General features: G+C 57.3%; 18 protein-coding genes and 2 pseudogenes. 4 read left to right on the forward strand and 16 right to left on the reverse strand.

Annotation, left to right across the window (positions count from 1 at the left end; genetic code table 11):
• Window positions 1–17 precede the first annotated feature (17 nt).
• Window positions 18–845, reverse strand: coding sequence for a substrate-binding periplasmic protein (locus ACEPAJ_RS14020; RefSeq protein ID WP_425915480.1), 828 nt, complete (start codon window positions 843–845; stop codon window positions 18–20).
• Window positions 846–955: 110 nt separating this feature from the next.
• Between ACEPAJ_RS14020 and ACEPAJ_RS14025 the strand changes: the two genes are divergently transcribed.
• Window positions 956–1,885, forward strand: coding sequence for an alpha/beta fold hydrolase (locus ACEPAJ_RS14025; protein ID WP_425915482.1), 930 nt, complete (start codon window positions 956–958; stop codon window positions 1,883–1,885).
• A gap of 118 nt (window positions 1,886–2,003) precedes the next feature.
• On the opposite strand, the gene ACEPAJ_RS14030 is transcribed toward ACEPAJ_RS14025, so the two are convergent.
• Together ACEPAJ_RS14030 and ACEPAJ_RS14035 are read right to left on the reverse strand one after the other, a co-directional pair.
• A complete protein-coding gene (locus tag ACEPAJ_RS14030) occupies window positions 2,004–2,933 on the reverse strand; it encodes an electron transfer flavoprotein subunit alpha/FixB family protein (protein ID WP_425915484.1) in 930 nt (309 codons plus the stop codon).
• Entirely contained in the window at window positions 2,934–3,683 is a 750-nt protein-coding gene (locus tag ACEPAJ_RS14035) for an electron transfer flavoprotein subunit beta/FixA family protein (protein ID WP_425915486.1), read from the reverse strand.
• Between the two features lie 320 nt (window positions 3,684–4,003).
• Here ACEPAJ_RS14035 and ACEPAJ_RS14040 point away from each other — a divergent pair, with 320 nt between their 5' ends.
• On the forward strand, window positions 4,004–5,668 hold the full coding sequence (locus ACEPAJ_RS14040; protein ID WP_425915488.1) for an electron transfer flavoprotein-ubiquinone oxidoreductase: 1,665 nt from the start codon (window positions 4,004–4,006) through the stop codon (window positions 5,666–5,668).
• A 60-nt stretch (window positions 5,669–5,728) separates the two neighbouring features.
• Here the strand turns inward: ACEPAJ_RS14040 and ACEPAJ_RS14045 are convergent, their stop codons facing one another.
• From ACEPAJ_RS14045 to ACEPAJ_RS14065, 5 genes are all read right to left on the reverse strand, one after another.
• Window positions 5,729–6,298 carry a DUF1285 domain-containing protein gene (locus ACEPAJ_RS14045; protein ID WP_425915490.1) on the reverse strand — a complete coding sequence of 190 codons (570 nt, stop codon included), beginning with the start codon at window positions 6,296–6,298 and terminating at the stop codon, window positions 5,729–5,731.
• A gap of 9 nt (window positions 6,299–6,307) precedes the next feature.
• A complete protein-coding gene (locus ACEPAJ_RS14050; RefSeq protein WP_425915492.1) occupies window positions 6,308–6,910 on the reverse strand; it encodes a DUF4823 domain-containing protein in 603 nt (200 codons plus the stop codon).
• A 75-nt stretch (window positions 6,911–6,985) separates the two neighbouring features.
• A complete protein-coding gene (locus ACEPAJ_RS14055; protein WP_425915494.1) occupies window positions 6,986–7,876 on the reverse strand; it encodes a radical SAM protein in 891 nt (296 codons plus the stop codon).
• Between the two features lie 27 nt (window positions 7,877–7,903).
• Window positions 7,904–8,872, reverse strand: a complete 969-nt coding sequence (locus ACEPAJ_RS14060) for a GTP 3',8-cyclase MoaA (RefSeq protein ID WP_425915496.1) — start codon at window positions 8,870–8,872, stop codon at window positions 7,904–7,906.
• A gap of 79 nt (window positions 8,873–8,951) precedes the next feature.
• Complete coding sequence (locus ACEPAJ_RS14065) at window positions 8,952–9,590, reverse strand: TetR/AcrR family transcriptional regulator (RefSeq protein WP_296126342.1); 639 nt, start codon at window positions 9,588–9,590, stop codon at window positions 8,952–8,954.
• Window positions 9,591–9,812: 222 nt separating this feature from the next.
• Here ACEPAJ_RS14065 and ACEPAJ_RS14070 point away from each other — a divergent pair, with 222 nt between their 5' ends.
• Window positions 9,813–11,243 carry an IS1182 family transposase gene (locus tag ACEPAJ_RS14070; protein ID WP_425915499.1) on the forward strand — a complete coding sequence of 477 codons (1,431 nt, stop codon included), beginning with the start codon at window positions 9,813–9,815 and terminating at the stop codon, window positions 11,241–11,243.
• A 158-nt stretch (window positions 11,244–11,401) separates the two neighbouring features.
• A pseudogene (locus ACEPAJ_RS14075) lies at window positions 11,402–12,460 on the forward strand (aminotransferase class V-fold PLP-dependent enzyme); the annotation flags it as partial.
• 434 nt (window positions 12,461–12,894) lie between these two features.
• Here ACEPAJ_RS14075 and ACEPAJ_RS14080 read toward each other — a convergent pair.
• From ACEPAJ_RS14080 to acpP, 8 genes and pseudogenes are all read right to left on the reverse strand, one after another.
• Complete coding sequence (locus tag ACEPAJ_RS14080) at window positions 12,895–13,677, reverse strand: TatD family hydrolase (RefSeq protein ID WP_425915501.1); 783 nt, start codon at window positions 13,675–13,677, stop codon at window positions 12,895–12,897.
• A gap of 63 nt (window positions 13,678–13,740) precedes the next feature.
• Window positions 13,741–14,097, reverse strand: coding sequence for a PilZ domain-containing protein (locus ACEPAJ_RS14085; RefSeq protein WP_090238100.1), 357 nt, complete (start codon window positions 14,095–14,097; stop codon window positions 13,741–13,743).
• Between the two features lie 36 nt (window positions 14,098–14,133).
• Window positions 14,134–15,120 (reverse strand): DNA polymerase III subunit delta', encoded by a 987-nt coding sequence (locus ACEPAJ_RS14090; RefSeq protein ID WP_425915504.1) that lies wholly within the window; start codon window positions 15,118–15,120, stop codon window positions 14,134–14,136.
• Window positions 15,113–15,742, reverse strand: a complete 630-nt coding sequence (gene tmk / locus ACEPAJ_RS14095) for a dTMP kinase (protein ID WP_425915506.1) — start codon at window positions 15,740–15,742, stop codon at window positions 15,113–15,115. Before tmk ends, ACEPAJ_RS14090 begins: the two co-directional genes overlap by 8 nt.
• A gap of 9 nt (window positions 15,743–15,751) precedes the next feature.
• On the reverse strand, window positions 15,752–16,804 hold the full coding sequence (mltG, locus tag ACEPAJ_RS14100; protein ID WP_425915508.1) for an endolytic transglycosylase MltG: 1,053 nt from the start codon (window positions 16,802–16,804) through the stop codon (window positions 15,752–15,754).
• Window positions 16,805–16,807: 3 nt separating this feature from the next.
• Window positions 16,808–17,621, reverse strand: a pseudogene (gene pabC, locus ACEPAJ_RS14105) (aminodeoxychorismate lyase).
• A complete protein-coding gene (fabF, locus tag ACEPAJ_RS14110) occupies window positions 17,621–18,865 on the reverse strand; it encodes a beta-ketoacyl-ACP synthase II (protein ID WP_425915510.1) in 1,245 nt (414 codons plus the stop codon). The pseudogene pabC and the gene fabF overlap by 1 nt, the downstream one beginning before the upstream one ends.
• Window positions 18,866–18,972: 107 nt before the next feature.
• Window positions 18,973–19,206 (reverse strand): acyl carrier protein, encoded by a 234-nt coding sequence (gene acpP / locus ACEPAJ_RS14115; RefSeq protein ID WP_058066290.1) that lies wholly within the window; start codon window positions 19,204–19,206, stop codon window positions 18,973–18,975.
• Window positions 19,207–19,389: the final 183 nt, after the last annotated feature.

Raw genomic sequence — 19,389 nt, forward strand, 5'->3', positions numbered from 1 at the left:
ATTGATCACGGAATTTCCTACTCTATGGCCTCGCCAGCGAGGGCGGGCTGTTGATCGGCCCAACGCTGCAGATTTTGCTGCAACAGGGCTTCAGGCAAATCGCTGGCAACGGCTTCGGTCATTTTCTTCGCAAGCATGCCGCGTAACCAAGGGTCATTACAGGACGAATTATGCGACAAGGTCAGGTGCAAACCCTCACTGGAAATTGGCGGGTCAAGCACCAGCAGGTCATCTTGAATGCCTAAGCTATCGGCCAGCGCCTGGCCGGGGTAACGCTCGTACAAGACATAATCGGTGCGTCCCAGCAAAAGCTTCTGAAATGCCTGGGGCAAACTGGATACACCTTCAACGGTGAGGTTGCTCTTGCTGTAGGCATCAAACTGCTGGCCAAAACTATTGTTGACCAATGTACCGCCTGTGCGCTCACGCAAGTCTTCCCAGCCGGCATAAGGAAATTCAGCGCCACGGTGTACCCACACCACGCTCGGCGTTATGTAGAAGGCCGGATGGATATAGTCCATCACCTCCAAACGCGGCAGCGTGAGAAAAGCCCCGACAAGCAAGTCGACACGGCCCTTTCTGACTTCATCCTGCGCCCGCGACCAAGGCCCGGTGTAAATGATATCTACCGTGACGCCCAGCTCCTTGGCCAGGTGTTGCAGTAAGTCGGCATTAGCACCGATGAGCTTCTGTGGGTTCTGTGGGTCGCGCCACAAATAAGGCGGGTACTCCGGATTACCGGTGGCCACCAACCGCTCGCATTTACCGGCGGCAAGGGCAGTGATCGGCACAAGCAGCATGCCGAGCAGCAGAAAAATCGATTTATATAAACCACGCTCAAACATTAGCGACTTCTCGACTTTACCTGGGTAGGTAGGGGCAAATGCAAACTAGAGGGTGTCGTCTTCATGCTAGCTTAATACGCATTCATATTAATTCGCGATAAAGAGCTGCCATGAAAAAACTAATCGCTGGCCTGGTTCTCGTGCTCATGGGCGGCGCCACTCTGCTCTATCTGTCGCCGGCCACCTTGCTAGCCAGCATGCAATTTATAGAGAGACAACGCGCAGGGCTGAACCTCAAGCAAATCAGCGTGCACGATCTTAACATTCATTACTACGAAGGCGGCCCAAGCGACGCACAAACCATCCTGATGGTGCATGGTTTTGCCGCTAACAAAGACAACTGGCTGCGCTTCGCCCGCCACCTCACACAGGACTACCGCGTCATTGCCCTCGACTTGCCGGGCTTTGGCGCAAGCAGTAAGCCCGCTGGCAGCTACGATATCGGCACGCAGACTGAACGCCTGGCTGACATCATCGACGCACTGGGGCTGGATCAGTTGCACCTCATGGGTAACTCCATGGGTGGCCACATCAGTGCGCTGTACGCCGCACGCTATCCAACGCGAATACGCTCGCTGACATTACTCGACAACGCAGGTATCACCTCACCGCAACCCAGTGAACTACGCCTGCGCCTAAGTCGCGGTGAAGCCAATCCATTAGTAGTCAAGAGCCCCGAGGACTTTCAACGCTTGCTGGCGTTCATCTTCGTCAAGCCGCCCTACCTGCCTGAATCGCTAAAAGGCTATTTCGCTGAGCAGGCCGCCCTCAACAGTGCGCATTACGAGCAGATATTTGCCCACTTGGTCGAACGCTACATCCCGCTAGAACCTGAACTAAGCAAGATTCAGGCACCCACGCTGATTATCTGGGGAGCCGAAGACCGAGTACTAGACGTATCCAGCGTCGAAGTCATGCAGCCACTCCTGCATAAACCCCGTGTGGTGATCATGCCCAATACCGGCAATGCGCCGATGATTGAACAACCGGAGTTGACCGCTCAGCACCTCCGCGCTTTTCTCAAGGATCTTGATAAGTAGAGTAAGCGGACCAATAACGCCTGACTGGCTGGCCACAAGAGCAAGCTCGAACAAGCGATCATCGGAAACAAAAAACCCGCTCAGTGAGCGGGTTTTTTGTTAACTGGTAAAGGCTGGGTTAAACCAGCTGTTCCAGCTCAGGTACTGCGTCGAACAGATCAGCTACCAGGCCGTAATCAGCCACCTGGAAGATCGGCGCTTCTTCGTCCTTGTTGATCGCAACGATCACTTTGGAGTCTTTCATGCCGGCCAGATGCTGGATCGCGCCGGAAATACCAACGGCGATGTACAGCTGTGGCGCAACGATCTTGCCGGTCTGACCGACCTGCATATCGTTTGGTACGAAACCGGCGTCAACAGCGGCGCGCGAAGCACCCACCGCAGCGCCCAGCTTGTCAGCCAAGGCATACAGGTGCTTGAAGTTGTCACCGTTCTGCATGCCACGGCCGCCGGAAACGACGATCTTGGCAGCGGTCAGTTCCGGACGATCGGACTTGGCCAGTTCTTCACCGACGAACGTCGATTTGCCTGCATCCGCTGCACCGCTAACGGCTTCAACAGCGGCACTACCGCCTTCAGCCGCTACCGGGTCGAAACCGGTGGCGCGAACGGTGATGACTTTAACGGCAGCGGACGATTGCACAGTGGCAATAGCGTTACCGGCGTAGATCGGACGCTTGAAGGTATCAGCGCTTTCAACCGCGATGATTTCCGAGATCTGATCAACGTCCAGTGCAGCGGCAACGCGCGGCAGGATGTTTTTACCGTTGCTGGTGGCAGCAGCCAGGATGTGGCTGTAGCCCTTACCCAGCTCAGCCACCAGCGGCGCAACGTTTTCCGGCAGCTGGTGCGCGAAAGCAGCGTCGTCAGCAACCAGCACCTTAGCCACGCCAGCAATTTTGGCGGCGGCTTCGGCAGCTGCGCCGCAAGCGGCACCGGCTACCAGCACGTGGATGTCACCACCGATCTTCGCTGCAGCTGCAACAGTGTTCAGCGTGGCAGGCGCCAGGGCGGCATTGGTGTGTTCAGCGATAACCAGGATAGTCATTTAGATTACCTTCGCCTCGTTCTTCAATTTCTCGACCAGTTCAGCCACGGACTTGACCTTGATGCCAGCGCTGCGGGTAGCAGGCGCTTCGACTTTCAGGGTTTTCACGGTGGAAGCGGTGGAAACACCCAGATCAGTCGGGGTTACAGTTTCCAGCGGCTTCTTCTTGGCTTTCATGATGTTCGGCAGCGACGCGTAACGCGGCTCATTGAGGCGCAGGTCGGTGGTCACGATGGCCGGCAGGCTCAACGCAACAGTCTGCAGACCGCCGTCGATTTCACGGGTTACGTTGACCTTGTCGCCCGCCACTTCCACTTTGGAAGCGAAGGTGCCTTGAGCGAAACCCGTCAGAGCGCCCAGCATTTGGCCGGTCTGGTTGTTGTCGCTGTCGATGGCCTGCTTGCCCATGATGACCAGCTGCGGCTGCTCTTTATCGACAACCGCTTTCAACAGTTTGGCAACGGCCAGGGAGTTCAGCTCATCCGCCGATTCAACCAGAATGGCACGGTCAGCACCCAGCGCCAGCGCGGTACGCAGCTGCTCTTGAGCAGTGGTCGGGCCGATGGTTACAACAACGATTTCGCTCGCTACGCCCTTCTCTTTCAAGCGTACAGCTTCTTCCACGGCGATTTCGCAGAAAGGGTTCATCGACATCTTGACGTTGGCAAGATCAACGCCGCTGTTGTCCGCTTTGACGCGAACTTTGACGTTGTAGTCGACCACTCGTTTGACAGCTACAAGAACCTTCATGGATTCCTCGTTACTCTCCGGTGAATAAGAATGTCGCCAGAAGCGAACATGGCGGGAACTGCAAACCGGCCGGAACCGGGAGTCGACCAGTAACGGCAGACAGAAAACCGCTCGTATCTTGAACGCACGACCTAGGCGGGTCAATACAACGAAGCAGCCAATCGCAAGCGATGTAGTAAGATTCTAACAACCCTACAGAAAATTCAAACAAACGTTTGTATTGGAGCATCGGGATGCTGCGCATATAATGCGCCAGCATCGCTCATGGAACGAGCTCGATCACCAAATAAAATTAGAGTGCCTTGAGAAGGAGATAGCCTGTGGAACGCGAGTTTATGGAATTCGACGTCGTCATCGTCGGCGCCGGCCCTGCTGGTTTGTCCGCCGCCTGCCGACTGAAGCAGAAAGCAGCCGAAGCCGGTAAAGAAATCAGCGTCTGCGTGGTCGAAAAAGGCTCCGAAGTCGGCGCGCACATTCTTTCCGGTGCCGTATTTGAGCCCCGCGCCCTGAACGAGCTGTTCCCTGACTGGAAAGAGCTTGGTGCGCCGCTCAACACGCCCGTCAAGCGTGATGACATCTACGTACTGACCGGTGCAGATAAATCCACTCGCGTGCCCGATCTGTTCGTTCCCAAGACCATGCACAACCATGGCAACTACATTATTTCTCTCGGCAACCTGTGCCGCTGGCTGGCGCAGCAGGCAGAGAACCTCGGCGTAGAAATCTACCCAGGCTTTGCTGCCCAAGAAGCGCTGATCAACGAGAACGGCTCGGTTTACGGGATTCTGACCGGCGACCTCGGCGTTGACCGCGAAGGCAACCCGAAAGAGGGTTACTACACCCCAGGTATGGAACTGCGTGCCAAGTACACCCTGTTCGCCGAAGGCTGCCGCGGCCACATTGGTAAGCAGCTGATCAAGCAATTCAACCTCGACTCCGAAGCCGATGCTCAGCACTACGGCATTGGCATCAAGGAGATCTGGGACATCGACCCAGCCAAGCACGAGCAAGGCCTGGTGGTGCACACCGCAGGCTGGCCGCTGGATATCGCTGGCACCGAAAACACCGGTGGCTCGTTCCTCTATCACCTGGAAAACAATCAGGTAGTCGTTGGCCTGATCGTTGACCTGTCGTACAGCAATCCGCACCTGTCGCCATTCGATGAGTTCCAGCGCTACAAGCACCACCCAGTGGTTGCCCAGTATCTGGAAGGCGGCAAGCGTGTCGCTTATGGCGCTCGCGCAATCGCTAAAGGCGGCCTCAACTCCCTGCCGAAAATGGTCTTCAATGGTGGCGCGCTGATCGGTTGCGACCTCGGCACCCTCAACTTCGCCAAGATCAAGGGCAGCCACACCGCCATGAAGTCCGGCATGCTCGCAGCCGACGCAGTAGCGGATGCGCTGTTTGCCGGCAGCGAAGGTGGCGATCAGCTGACCGGTTATGTTGACGGCTTCAAGGCCAGCTGGCTGTATGACGAACTGTTCAGTAGCCGCAACTTCGGTCCGGCCATCCATAAGTTCGGCCCGCTACTCGGCGGTGGTTTCAACTGGGTTGACCAGAACATCTTCGGCGGCAAGATGCCCTTCACCCTGCACGACACCAAGCCGGATTACGCTTGCCTGAAACTGGCGGCTGACTGCGAGAAAATCAGCTACCCGAAACCCGACGGCAAGCTCAGCTTCGACAAGCTCAGCTCGGTATTCCTCTCCAATACCAACCATGAAGAGGAACAACCCTGCCACCTGAAGCTCACCGACCCGAGCATTCCGCTGAGCAAAAACCTGCCGATGTATGACGAGCCGGCGCAGCGCTACTGCCCTGCTGGCGTTTATGAAATTGTCACGCAGGAAGACGGCGAGAAGAAGTTCCAGATCAACGCGCAGAACTGCGTGCACTGCAAAACCTGTGACATCAAGGACCCCGCCCAGAACATCAACTGGGTGGCCCCTGAAGGCACAGGCGGGCCTAATTACCCCAACATGTAAGGCACTAAAAAAGGCTCCCTCGGGAGCCTTTTTTATGTGGGCTTAAAAGCACACGAACAGTCAGTCTGGCTGCGGACCAATCGGGAAAAATTCACCACTGCTCCACACACCCAACCACGCTTTACCGTCAATTTCCCGCACAACCGCCAGCTCGACCAATTGGTAGAACACATTGCGGTGCACCAGCGCCTCCAGATTGGTTCGCACAAGCAGGTACGGCGCAGGCTCTTCAGTCAGCGCGTCCAACTCGACCCGCAACGGGTGCTCGCGACCTGCCACCACCTCATCCTCGACATTGGTGATAAAGCGCAGCACCTGCGCCTCACCCGCACCTTCAACCTGCAGGCTGACTGCCACAAAAGGCGCGTCATCAACCTGGATGCCGACCATTTCCACCGGCGTTACCAGCACATACTTATCGCCGTCGCGGCGAATAATGGTGGAGAACAGCTTCACCATCGGCTTACGGCCAATCGGTGTACCCATGTAATACCAGGTGCCATCACGGGCGATGCGCATATCGATATCGCCGCAGAAATCCGGGTTCCACAGATGCACTGGCGGCGGCGCTTTGCCCTCACCTTTAGGTATTTGCGCCAGCAAATTGCCAGCTTTGTCTGTGTCAGTCATCAGCCCTCCTCAGTAGCCCAAACCCAACAAGCGCCGCGCATAGTCCTGCAGCGCCGGCCCGATCAAGTCTTCTGGTTTGGCATCATAAAGCGTCAATAACCCTCCGCGGCTACGAATGCGGGTCGTATCGACCAAATAGCGGGTATTGGTTTCGATCAACATCAGCTGAATCACCCCGCGATCGATGCCCAAACGATCCAGCGCTTCCTGGTCCTCCCACTCCTCCACGGTGCCGATGCGGTCATCGGCAAAAGCAAAGCGGCTGTACAGCAGATAATGGGCACCAGCCTCGCGCGCCTCGGCCATCGCCTCTTCAAGCCCCAGCGGCGACTTGGCACGACGCACCATCGGGAAATACTCAACGAAGCCTTTATAGGCCTCCTCAGCCACCACATTGGGCCGCGGATAAGCGCCGCCCGGCGGCACAAAGTGACCCTGAGCAATGTAGATGAACGAGTCCGCTTGAAGGCGCCAGGGGCTGGCACGGCGGGTCTGACTGTGGTCGAGCACACCGACATCGCGCAGCTGATAAATCGCGCCATCGGCCAGATCACTGACCTTCATGCAACCGCCCAGCAGCAACACACCCACAATTAAGAACAGGCTACGCATCATACTTCTCCTGCAGCCGGCGACGGAAAACCGGCAGATAGGGCCTAGATGCAGGTTTCACGCCAGCCCTGCCGCTTAAAGACCGCGCTGCCACTCCTGACGCAAATGGGCCTGCTGCGGCTTTTCTATGGCTTCTCGCACTTGTGCCAGCAAGCGCTGCTTATCTGCACCGAGCGTGCCCTTGAGCACCAGATAGTTAGAGGCATGGTCACTGCGAAAGACCGTATCGCGCAGCTCAAGCCCCTGCAGCAAGCGCTCCACCTCGACAAACAGCTGCTGCTGATTCAGCGCTTGGAAATCAGCAAAGTTTTCTCGGAAGCGCGCCTCACCCTGAGGGAAGCTCACCACCAGGGTCGAGAGAAACTCTGGCTGAGCCTCGTTCATCAAGCGCGCCGAATTATCAGCATGCTGATCACTCAACACCGTGCCGCCCAAACCGTTGAGGATCATCACCGAGCGGGTGATACCCGCCTGGCCGAGCTTATCCAATGCGCTTAGGCTGGACGCATAGGTCTCGCCTTTGTTCACCCGCGTCAGCACTTCGTCATCGCCCGACTCACAGCCGACATACGCCATACCCAGCCCGGCATCAGCCAGCTCCTTGAGCTCTTCCACCGATTTCTTGCGCAAGTTGCGCGGCAGGCAGTAGCTCGACACCCGCGAAACCTCGGGCATGTGCTCACGAATTGCCGCCAGGATGGTCAGCAAGCGGCGCGTAGGCATGACCAGCGCATCACCGTCCGCCAGGAATACCCGCTGGACGATCATTCGCTCGCCGGTCAGGCGAATTTCTTCAAGCACCTGAGCCTCGTCACGGGCGCGAAATTTCTTCTGCTCCTGGGTGTACATTTCGCAAAACGTACACTGATTCCAAGAGCAGCCATTGGTCACCGGCAAGATCAACGAATGGGCTTCGCTGGGCGGCCGGAATACCGGCTCGATGTAGCTGATGGGGAAATCTTGCATGGTCTTTACTCAATGCTGGCGGCCGTTTCAGCCGCCAATAATCTTCATCACGGTGGCACCGCCGGTGAACGCGACGTCTTGTTTGTCAGCCAACGCCTTGACCAACATGCCTTGTAGCGCTGGTAACGCTTGATGGCGTGGCTTGTCGAGCAAATCCCCTACATAGTGGCGATTGCTCGATGACAGGCAACCGTGCAGCCAGCCACTTGATGACAAACGCAGCCGCGAGCAGGTGCGACAGAACGGCACGCTCTCATTGGCGATTACGCCAAAAAAACCCTGCCCTGGGATTTCATAGCGCAGTGCCGTGGCATCCAAGGGGGCGACGGCCTGACTGTAGGCATAACGCTGACCAATCATCGTCAGCAACTCAGGCATGCCGACAAACTGACGCTGAAACGCGTTAGGGTCGCGTGCCAGATGCCCCATACGCATCAACTCGATAAAGCGCAGCTCAAATCCATTGACCAAGCAGTAATCGAGCATCGGCAGTACTTGGTCGAGGTTCTGGCCGCGCAACGGCACCATATTGACCTTGAGCTGCAGCCCCGCAGCTCTGGCTTGCTGCAAGCCGTCGAGCACAGTAGCCAGATCACCACCACGGGCGATGCTGCGAAATGCCGCCGCATCCAGGGTGTCGAGGGAAATATTCAAACGGCGGATACCGCACTCAAGCAGCAACGGTAACTTACGCGCCAGCAACTGAGCGTTGCTGGTCAGGCTGATATCGGCCAAACCCAATTGGCTAACACCGCGTAAAAAGGCGTCTAGTTTGGGGCTGACCAGCGGCTCGCCACCGGTAATGCGCACACGCTCAATACCAGCCGCCTCGATCAAATAGGCCACGCCGCGCAGCATCGCATCAGCAGACAACTCGTCCTGCGCGGCCACCAAACGCTTGCCGTCGGGTACACAGTAGGTACAGGCATAGTTGCAGGCGGCGGTCAGGCTGACACGCAAATTGCGAAAGCGTCTGCCCTGGCGGTCAACGATCATGCTCGACTCCAGCAAAGTAAGGCGTCGAGTATAGGGGCGCCGCCCGCGCAGCTGAGCGTTTATCGACGCGCTGAATACCTCAGCTAGCCGGCGTGTCACCCTCGCGCTTGCGCTTGTTGCCCATGCGCACGCCAATATCCATGAGGAACTGGAAGAAGCCTTCCTGATCTTCCAGCACATTGCTCCAGAACGGCGAGTGATACAGCGCCACAGCGCCATGCACCAGCGCCCAGGCGGCGCAGTAATGGAAGTACGGCGGCACGTCTTCCAGCTTGCCTTCGGCGATGCGACCTTTAATCAACTGGGTTAGGCGCTCGAAGTTGGAGGCGCGAATTTTGTGCAGCTGCTCAACCATCTCTGGCACCTGATTGCCCTTGACCACCTTCTCTTCCAGACGGTCAAACAAACGGTAGCGCTGAGGATCACGCATGCGGAATTCAAAATAGGCACGCGAGAGGGCTTCTTTATCGCGGTCGACGTCAGCCGAATGCAGCAACTCATTCAAGTCTCGCTCGTAATCGAGCATCAGGCGCAGGTAAATCTCGGCCTTGGACTTAAAGTGCTTATAGATGGTGCCTTTACCGATACCAACCGTGTCGGCAATCATCTCCACAGTCACGCTGTCTTCGCCCTGTTCAAGGAAAAGCTTCAGTGCTGTGTCGAGAATTTCCTGTTCGCGGCGGCGAAACTCACGGACCTTGCGGGGTTCTTTATGCATAAAAGGACTAGGGGGTCAAAAAATCGAAGGCGCGTATTATGCCTAACTAACGGCAAATTGCACGGATCATCCGACCATGTACGCAGTTCATGACGAGTTTCCGCAACTTCCCGGCCTGCGCTATTTGAACCACGCAGCTGTCTCCCCATGACCCAGAGTGTGTAAAAACGTCCGGACAAACCCTTGCTATGATTTCTGATAATTTCATCGCAAGGGAAACCCATGAAACGGTTTATCCAAGGTGAACACCGAGGTCAAAGCACCTTACTTCCCGAAAGCCTCGACGACTACGTCAGCGATACCAATCCAGTGCGCGTGGTCGACGTTTTCGTCGATGAACTCGACCTGGCCTCGCTAGGTTTTGATGGCGTCATTCCAGCCGAAACCGGCAGACCTGCCTACCACCCAGCGATCCTGCTGAAGATCTACATCTACGGTTACCTAAACCGCATTCAATCGAGCCGACGTCTTGAGCGAGAAGCCCAGCGCAACGTCGAACTCATGTGGCTAACCGGGCGTTTGATGCCCGATTTCAAGACCATCGCCAACTTTCGAAAAGACAACAGCAAAGCCATTCGCGGCGTCTGCCGTCAGTTCGTTTTGCTCTGCCAGCAGTTGGGGTTGTTTAGCGACAACCTGGTCGCTATCGACGGCAGCAAATTCAAGGCGGTGAATAACCGCGACCGCAACTTCACAAGCGCCAAACTGAAGCGGCGCATGGAAGAAATCGAGGCGGGAATCAACCGTTATTTGGCTGCGCTCGATGCGGCTGATCGACAGATTCCTAGCGCCTCCGCGCCGGACACTGCCAGTCTGAAAGATAAAATTGCCAAGCTCAAAGCGCAGATGAAAGAGCTTCAGGGGATCGAAACTCAGCTCAACGATTCCCCTGACAAACAGGTTTCGCTGACCGACCCGGATGCCCGTTCGATGATGACGCGCGGCAGCGGTATCGTCGGCTACAACGTGCAGACGGCTGTCGATACGCAGCACCATTTAATAGTTGCTCACAAGATCACCAACAGCGGTTCCGACCGTGACCAACTCAGTTCAATGGCGAAGCAGGCTCGTGAAGCCATCGGCGCAGAAACGCTGTCCGTGGTGGCTGACCGAGGCTACTTCAAGGGCGAAGAGATCCTTGCCTGTCACGACGCAAACATCACGGCCTACGTGCCTAAGCCAATGACTTCAAGCGCCAAGGCTGATGGCAGATTCAACAAAGATGCCTTCGTGTATGACCCGACGAAAAACGAATACACCTGCCCGGCGGGAGAGGCACTGATCTGGCGATTCTCCAGCGTTGAGAAAGGCATGAATATGCACTGCTATTGGAGTTCAAAGTGCCAGAGTTGCACGCTGAAAACCCAATGCACGCCAAGTACAAATCGTCGAGTAAGGCGCTGGGAGCATGAAGCTGTGCTGGAGGAAATGCAGCGTCGGTTGAACCAAGCACCAGAGATGATGCGGGTTCGAAAACGGACTGTTGAGCATCCCTTCGGGACGCTCAAACAATGGATGGGGGCAACGCACTTCCTGACTCGAAAACTGAACGGGGTGAGCGCAGAAATGAGCTTGAATGTGCTCGCCTACAACTTGAAGCGGGTGATGAAAATCATCGGCACCGAAGGCTTGTTGAAGGCGATGACGGCGTAAAAGCCCCAGCTTTTGCTGCTCCAGGAGGTGCCACAGCGTTTCATACGCGCTCTGACGCGTTACCGGCGCTGATCGTGGTCAATAATCGGGAAATCACCACGTCCAGGAGCAATGGGCTGAAGCACGCACGATAAGAAAGTGTTTTTACACACTCTGGGCCGCAACGGGCCGTCGATGCAGTCAGCCGTTTCGCCGTCGAGAACGCCAGAACCGGTGCCCGCGACTACCCGACCTGGCTACAAGTCGAGCGACGTCTGCGTGAACGCTTGCAGCGCCTGCTGAACGCACCAACCTGCGCCGATATCGCCCTGATCAAGAACACCTCCGAGGCGTTGTCCTTTGTCGCCTTTGGCTTGGATTGGCGGCCAGGCGATCAGGTGGTGATCAGCGATGAAGAATTCCCATCCAACCGGGTTGTCTGGGAAGCCCTCGCCCCGCAGGGCGTCGAGGTGGTGCAGGTCAACCTGCATGCCGGTGATCCGGAGGCAGCCTTGCTGACCGCTTGTGGCCCACGCACCCGTCTGATGGCGATCAGCGCCGTACAGTACGTCAGCGGCCTGCGCCTAGACCTGCCGCGCCTGGGTCACGGCTGCCAAACACGCGGCGTGCTGCTGTGTGTCGATGCCATCCAACAACTCGGCGCCCTGCCCTTCGACACTCAGGCCAGCCAATGCGCGTTCGCCATGGCCGACGGGCACAAATGGTTGCTCGGGCCGGAAGGGCTCGGGGTGTTCTATTGCCGCAGCGACCTGCGTGCGCAGCTGAAACTGCATGAATACGGCTGGCACATGCTGGAACATGCCGGTGACTACCAACGCCACGACTGGGAGCCGGCGCGCAGCGCCCGCCGCTTTGAATGCGGCAGCCCCAACATGCTCGGCGCCATGGCACTTGAGGCCAGCCTGTCACTGCTGGAAGACGTCGGCATGGCGCAGGTCGAGCAAGCCTTGCAGGCGCGCATGCAATGGTTGATCGACGACCTGCAAAAGCTCTCAGGCATACGATTTCACAGCCCACTGGCCCGCCAGCAGCGCGCCGGCATTGTGAACTTCAGTCTTGATGGTTGGCAGCAGCCAGCCTTGTTCGCGCGCTTAAAACAGCAGCAGGTGATCTGCGCACAGCGCGGTGCCGGGATCCGCTTGTCACCGCACTTCTACACCACACCGCAAGTAATCGAGGAAACGCTGCAACTGTTACAGCAGCTGGCGACTGGTTAAGCGCTCAACAGCACAACCTGTATTCCAAATACGTTTAAGAATGGCGGCGAACGGCCTGGACGATCGGCAATCTTCATCAATACTGATGAGTACTGGTGTGCGGCGTACCCCCAAGCGCTCCACCAGGCAAGGTACCGTGGACCGCGTACCTTGATTTACTCCTAATGGTCTTAACCCGGCTTCCCCCCAGAGTCCGGGTTTTTTTATGGCCGCCATCCATGGCTGCCACCCTCCGGGCCGTCGCTACGCGACGTTAAAAATTGCTCCAGACAATTTTTTATGGCCTGCAACTCCTAACAGCCACCCTTGGGGCAGTTGCTGCACGAGGTTGATAATTGCTACAGGCAATGCTTTATGACCTCAGCGCTTGAAAGCCGCCCTTGGGCAGTCGCTGCGCGAGGTTAACAATTGCTCCGGGCATTTTTGCCCTGGGCTCAATTCACTCGGGCTAAAGGAAACAGGCGTTTGAAGTTTGCCGTGGTCTGTTCAGCCAGCTGTTCGAAGCTGACGCCACGCAATACCGCCAGGTACTCAGCCACATCCCGGACATACTCAGGCAGATTCGGTTTGCCGCGGTGCGGGATGGGCGCCAGGTAAGGTGAGTCAGTTTCCACCAGCAGGCGATCAGCCGGCACCTGACGCGCCACTTCACGCAGCGCGTCAGCATTGCGGAAGGTGACAATGCCGGACAGCGAAATATAGAAACCGATATCTAACGCCGCCTTGGCCATCTCCCAGTCTTCGGTAAAGCAATGCAACACACCGCCCTGTGGCAGCGCGGCTTCGCGCAGTAGGGTCAACGTATCGGCACGGGCCTCGCGGGTATGCACAATCACCGGCTTAGCGGTGACTTGCGCCGCCTGCAGGTGCAAACGAAACGCCTGCTGCTGCAACTCGGCCGCTTCCGGCTCATAGTGGTAATCGAGCCCCGTTTCGCCAATGGCCACCACCTGCGGATGATTCAACTCGCCGAGCAACCAATCCAGCGCTGGCGCAGCGCCCGGCTCAAGGTCGAGCGGGTGTACACCGACCGAGCAATCAACATCGGCATAACGCTCGGCCAGGCTTTTAACTGCCGCAGCATTGTCAGCACTGACGCCGATACAGAGAAAGTGACCTACTCCGCGCGCGCGCGCAGCATCCAGCGCCGCATCCAGTGAGCCGTCATAGGCGGCCAAATCGAGACGATCAAGGTGGCAGTGGGAATCAACTAGCATGGGGAACAATCACTTGAGAATCGGTGCCGCTAAATACGGCACGAGGGACGGATGAGAGAACACTTACATGGTGTGTGTCGGACGATCTGAGGTGAGCGCACCAGCCAGGTAGGTTTCTATTTTGTTACGCGCCGTGTTGTCACCATCATTGAACTGCACGCCCACACCGGCGGCGCGATTGCCCTGGGCGCCTTTGGGTGTGATCCAAACCACTTTGCCGGCGACCGGAATTTTCTCCGGTTCATCCATCAGGTTGAGCAGCATGAATACTTCATCGCCGAGCTTGTAGCTTTTGTTAGTTGGAATAAACAGGCCGCCGTTCTTGATAAAGGGCATATAAGCGGCATAAAGCACGGATTTGTCTTTGATTGTCAGCGACAAAATTCCGTTACGCGGGCCCAAGTTAGGAGGCAGACTCATGCGGCATTCCTGATTTTATTCACTTAATGGCCGATTCTAGCCCGGTCCGGGCAAGCTTGCCCACTGCACCAGCAAGGCTTCGAGAAGCAAGACACGGTTAAGGTTAGCCTTACCGATAACTTTTTGACGCTGCGCCAGCACCCAATCCTGCATGTTCAGCACTTTCGGCTGCGGGGCTTTATCCGCCAAGTATTGCACCACTTTGCGCATATCGGCTTGACCCAGCCCGCCTTCATCGCGCGCCAGCTGGTAACGCAGCATCAACTGCGACCACTGACAGAACCAATCGAACAACAATTGCAGGGATACCGTATTCCAGCTTTCAGCGAGCTGGCTGGGTGAAATCTGCTGCTTGAGTAGTTTCTTTACGCCATCCACCACCTGAGCACGCTGAGCGATTACGCCCTGCTCATGCATCTTGGCCGCCACCAAGGGTGAACCCGCAGCAAGGAACAACAACTCTTGATGCTCTTCGGCACTGCAGCCCGGTAATGCCTGCTGCAACCATGCCAAGCTCATCGCCTCGCTTGGCAATGGGCATGCCTGCTGCACGCAGCGGCTTTTCACCGTAGGCAGAAGACGACTGGGTTGGTGGCTGATCAGCAGCAGCACGGTATTGCCGGACGGCTCTTCCAGACTTTTCAACAATGCGTTGGCGGCATTGATGTTCATCGACTCGGCCGGTTCAACCAGCACCACCTTGCGCCCAGCCAACTGTGCGGTTTGCACGACGAAGCTGACCAACTCACGCACCTGATCAACCTTGATCGCCTTGTCGGCTTCTTCCGGCTCGAGAATATAATTATCCGGGTGAGTGCCGGCGGCTAAAAGGTGACAGGACTTGCACTGACCACAGGCATTCAACCCTTTGGGGTGCTGGCACAGCAGGCTCGCCATCAAGCGCTCTGCCAGTGCGCGCTTACCAATACCGGCCGGCCCGTGCAGCAAATAAGCATGGGCATGCTGACTGCGCCCAGCTAGCTGCTGCCAGAGCGAGTCTTGCCAGGGGTAGGCATCAGCCACGCTGCAGCTCCAACAACTGCGGCACTAGCTTATCCAACACCAGCTGAACGTCACTCAAGGATTGCCCAGCATCGAGAATTCGATAACGCTGCGGTTGCTCGGCCGCACGCCGTAGATAGGTATGGCGCACCGCATCAAAAAACTGCCGACCTTCCTGCTCAAAACGATCCAACCTGCCACGTGCGGCTGCGCGGGCCAGGCCCACCTCAATCGGCAAATCGAATATCAGGGTCAAATCCGGACGTAACGGGCCTTGAACAAACTCCTCCAGCAACGCAATGCGCGTTTCAGACAAGCCACGGCCGCCGCCCTGATAGGCATACGTCGCGTCAGTAAAGCGATCACACAGCACGACACAACCACGCGCCAAGGCTGGACGAATGACCTGCGCCAGATGCTGAGCCCGCGCCGCAAACACCAATAGCAACTCGGTATCAGCAGCCATCGGCTCATCACTGGGCGCCAGCAACAGCTCACGCACGCGCTCGGCCAAGGGCGTACCACCCGGCTCACGGGTCAGCAACACATCAACACCCTGCTCACGCAAGCGCTCGGCCAGGTAGTCACGATTGGTGCTTTTACCGGCACCCTCTGGGCCTTCCAGGGTGATAAACAAGCTCACAGGTTGTCCTTATTGATTATTGGGTGTGGCAGGCGCTGGGCTCGATCGGTAATCCGCACGGCGCTTGAGCTGATACTCGCGCACCGCGCGGTTGTGTTGCTCAAGGCTATTGGAAAACACGTGGCTGCCATCGCCCCGCGCAACAAAATACAGACTTTTGCCCGCCACTGGGTTCAACGCGGCATGAATCGCCTCACGCCCGACCAGTGCGATGGGCGTCGGCGGCATGCCGTCGATGGTGTAGGTGTTGTAGGGCGTGGGCTGACGCAGATCGTTACGGGTAATGCGGCCATTGTAACGCTCGCCCATACCGTAGATGACGGTCGGGTCAGTCTGCAGGCGCATACCGATACGCAAACGCCGCACGAACACCCCGGCAATTTCGCCACGTTCTTGCGGCATGCCGGTTTCCTTCTCGATCATCGAAGCCATGATCAGCGCGTCGTAGGGCTCTTTATAAGGCAAATCCTTGGCGCGCTGCGCCCACTCTTCGGCCAATACTTTCTCCAGCCGCACCTGCGCCTGCTTAAGCAACTCAAGGTCACTCATGCCGCGGACAAAACTGTAGGTGTCAGGAAAGAAACGGCCTTCTGGATTGAGACCCGGCAGGCCAAGTTTCTTCATCAACTCGGCATCGCTCAGCTCACCCAGGGTCAACTCAAGACGTTTCTCACGCGCCAGTGCGGCTCGCACCTGACGGAAATTCCAGCCCTCGACCAGCGTCAAGCTGTACTGCAACACCTCACCGCGACGCCATAGATCGAGCATATCGCTCGCGGTGGCACCCGGCACCAGGCGGTATTCACCACTGTGCAGCGGTTGATTGCGCAGATTGAAGCGCCAGTAGAGGCGCAACCAGAAGGCCTGATCGAGGACGCCATCGGCCTCAAGACGATTGAGCACACCACCTGGCGTCGCGCCAGCGGGCACGTCAACCAAGTATTCATCAGTAAGTTTCAGGGGCTGGTGCAACGCTGCGTGTTGTTGCCAGGCAGCAAACGCAACCAGCACGCCAACCAGCAGCACACCACCTTCCAGCAGCAGCAAAAATTTGCGTATCACGAATCAGCAGTCCAGTAGATCGCGGGCAATGGCCTGCAGTTTACGGGTGAGCGGCCCGACCGGCCAGTCGTGCGCAAGTAAAGCGCGCACGGGCCAGACGCCGTAGACGCTGTTACACAGCATCACCTCGTCAGCAGCCAGCAACTCGGCGTAATGGATATCACGCACCTGGCACTCGATGCCCTGCGCCGCAGCTTGGGCCAGCAGCTCCGCTCGCATCACGCCGGCCACACCGCAGCGCGATAGATCGGCGGTCATCAGCACACCGGCACTCACAAACAGAAGGTTGCTGTATACCCCTCAATCACCCGACCGCTGGTATCCAGCATCAACCCCTCTGCATGCTCGGTGTCGTGCCACTCACTGCGCGCCAGCACTTGCTCAAGCCGATTGAGGTGTTTCAAGCCCGCCAGCAAAGGCTGCTCGGCAAGGCGGGTAACGCAGGGGAAAAGACGCACGCCTTGCTCGGCATAGGCAGCCGGGTAAACGGGCTTAGCGCTCGCCTGCAAAATCAACCGAGGTTTTGCAGGCTGCGGCACTGCATAGCCGCGCTGCCCCTCACCGCGCGTGAGGATCAGCTTGACCACGCCCTCACCCAGCTGCTGACTGAATGCCAATACCTGGGCGCGCACAACAGGCAGTTCGGCAGGCATTCTCAGCCGCGCACAACCTTCAGCTAAACGCCCAGGTGCCGATCTAGCAACAGCGGTTGCCCGGCCTTTACGGCGATGGTCTCAAACAGCCCATCGCCGTAGGCCAAGCCACGATCCTTGACGGACAGCAGCTGGGCCGGTTGGCCATCAATCCAACTCAGCATCAACCGGCGAACCGGCGGAACACCAGCGAGCCGTTGGTACCACCAAAACCAAAGGAGTTGGACAGCACTACGTCCAGCGCCATGGCCTTGGCCTGGTGCGCGACGAAGTCCAGATCGCAACCTTCGTCCGGGTTATCCAGGTTGATGGTCGGCGGCGCTACCTGATCGCGTAGCGCCAGGATGCTGAAGATCGCCTCCACCGCACCGGCAGCGCCGAGCAGGTGACCGGTCATGGATTTGGTCGAACTGACGGCCAGCTTATAGGCATGATCGCCAAACACCGACTTCACAGCCGCCACTTCGGCCTTATCCCCCGCCGAAGTCGAGGTGCCATGGGCATTGATGTATTGCACCTGCTCAGGGTTCACACCCGCATCGCGCAGCGCATTGGTCATGCAGCGCGCCGCGCCTGCACCGTCTTCCGGTGGTGAGGTCATGTGGTACGCATCGCCGCTCATACCAAAACCAATCAGCTCGGCGTGGATGGTCGCCCCACGCGCCTTGGCGTGCTCCAACTCTTCAAGCACCAACGCACCGGCACCATCGGACAACACAAAGCCATCACGGTCTTTGTCCCACGGACGACTGGCCTTAGCAGGATCATCATTACGGGTAGACAACGCACGCGCCGCACCAAAGCCGCCCATGCCTAAGCCACAGGCCGCCATCTCGGCACCGCCGGCAACCATCACGTCAGCTTCGCCGTAGACAATATTGCGCGCCGCCATGCCGATGCAGTGGGTGCCCGTGGTACAGGCCGTGGCAATGGCGTAGTTCGGCCCCTGCAGCCCCCAATGGATCGACAGGAAGCCGGAAATCATATTGATAATGGAGCCGGGCACGAAGAACGGCGAAATGCGCCGCGGCCCCTGCTCATGCAACGATTTACAGTTGTTCTCGATATTGGTCAGGCCACCGATACCGGAGCCCATGGCCACACCTATGCGTTCACGGTTGGCGTCGGTGACTTCCAAACCGGAGTTGCGCATCGCCTGGAAACTGGCGCCGAGGCCGTACTGGATAAACAAATCGAGTTTGCGCGCCTCTTTGGCGGACAAATACTCTTCAACATTAAAATTCTTAACCGCCCCACCGAAACGAGTGGAGTAAGCGGAAAGGTCCATATGCTCAAGCAGACCGATGCCACTGCGCCCGGCCAAAATGCCCTGCCAGCTACTCGGCACATCGTTACCCAATGGCGACAGCATGCCCATACCGGTAACCACGACGCGTCTACGCGACACAGCAATCTCCTTTTCTAGTTTTCAACGCTTGGAATGCGCTTAAAGAAAAGCCGCACGCCTGATCAAGGGCGTGCGGCTTTTCCGAGTCGGGAACCGACGATTACGTTTTACGCGTGAGCGGTAACGTAGTCGATCGCTTCCTGAACGGTGGTGATCTTCTCGGCTTGCTCGTCCGGGATCTCGGTCTCGAATTCTTCCTCGAGAGCCATCACCAGCTCAACGGTGTCAAGAGAGTCAGCACCCAGGTCTTCAACGAAGGAAGCGCTGTTGGTTACTTCCTCTTCTTTAACGCCCAGTTGCTCAGCAACGATTTTCTTGACGCGCTCTTCGATGGTGCTCATACGTTGTTCTCACTCCTAATGGGACAATCCAGGCCACTGTTCAGCAGCCAAGTGTATAGAAAGGGTTTTTAGCATTTCAAGCTGAATGCCGGGGAGCCCCACGAACACTTCAACGATCTGCCTATAAATCTATTACAGCTTTATAACGGATTTTAGACAGCATCTATGACAGTTTTCTGAAGC

Source organism: Pseudomonas sp. GWSMS-1 (assembly GCF_049847425.1).
Lineage (GTDB): Bacteria > Pseudomonadota > Gammaproteobacteria > Pseudomonadales > Pseudomonadaceae > Aquipseudomonas.

What these genes read in the sequence shown, in the direction of transcription:
- acpP (WP_058066290.1), bottom strand. Translation starts at nt 19,206, where the DNA reads ATGAGCACCATCGAAGAGCGCGTCAAGAAAATCGTTGCTGAGCAACTG.
- ACEPAJ_RS14045 (WP_425915490.1), bottom strand. Translation starts at nt 6,298, where the DNA reads ATGACTGACACAGACAAAGCTGGCAATTTGCTGGCGCAAATACCTAAA.
- ACEPAJ_RS14060 (WP_425915496.1), bottom strand. Translation starts at nt 8,872, where the DNA reads ATGATCGTTGACCGCCAGGGCAGACGCTTTCGCAATTTGCGTGTCAGC.
- ACEPAJ_RS14080 (WP_425915501.1), bottom strand. Translation starts at nt 13,677, where the DNA reads ATGCTAGTTGATTCCCACTGCCACCTTGATCGTCTCGATTTGGCCGCC.
- ACEPAJ_RS14055 (WP_425915494.1), bottom strand. Translation starts at nt 7,876, where the DNA reads ATGCAAGATTTCCCCATCAGCTACATCGAGCCGGTATTCCGGCCGCCC.
- ACEPAJ_RS14050 (WP_425915492.1), bottom strand. Translation starts at nt 6,910, where the DNA reads ATGCGTAGCCTGTTCTTAATTGTGGGTGTGTTGCTGCTGGGCGGTTGC.
- ACEPAJ_RS14020 (WP_425915480.1), bottom strand. Translation starts at nt 845, where the DNA reads ATGTTTGAGCGTGGTTTATATAAATCGATTTTTCTGCTGCTCGGCATG.
- ACEPAJ_RS14070 (WP_425915499.1), top strand. Translation starts at nt 9,813, where the DNA reads ATGAAACGGTTTATCCAAGGTGAACACCGAGGTCAAAGCACCTTACTT.
- ACEPAJ_RS14035 (WP_425915486.1), bottom strand. Translation starts at nt 3,683, where the DNA reads ATGAAGGTTCTTGTAGCTGTCAAACGAGTGGTCGACTACAACGTCAAA.
- ACEPAJ_RS14025 (WP_425915482.1), top strand. Translation starts at nt 956, where the DNA reads ATGAAAAAACTAATCGCTGGCCTGGTTCTCGTGCTCATGGGCGGCGCC.
- ACEPAJ_RS14065 (WP_296126342.1), bottom strand. Translation starts at nt 9,590, where the DNA reads ATGCATAAAGAACCCCGCAAGGTCCGTGAGTTTCGCCGCCGCGAACAG.
- ACEPAJ_RS14030 (WP_425915484.1), bottom strand. Translation starts at nt 2,933, where the DNA reads ATGACTATCCTGGTTATCGCTGAACACACCAATGCCGCCCTGGCGCCT.
- ACEPAJ_RS14085 (WP_090238100.1), bottom strand. Translation starts at nt 14,097, where the DNA reads ATGAGTCTGCCTCCTAACTTGGGCCCGCGTAACGGAATTTTGTCGCTG.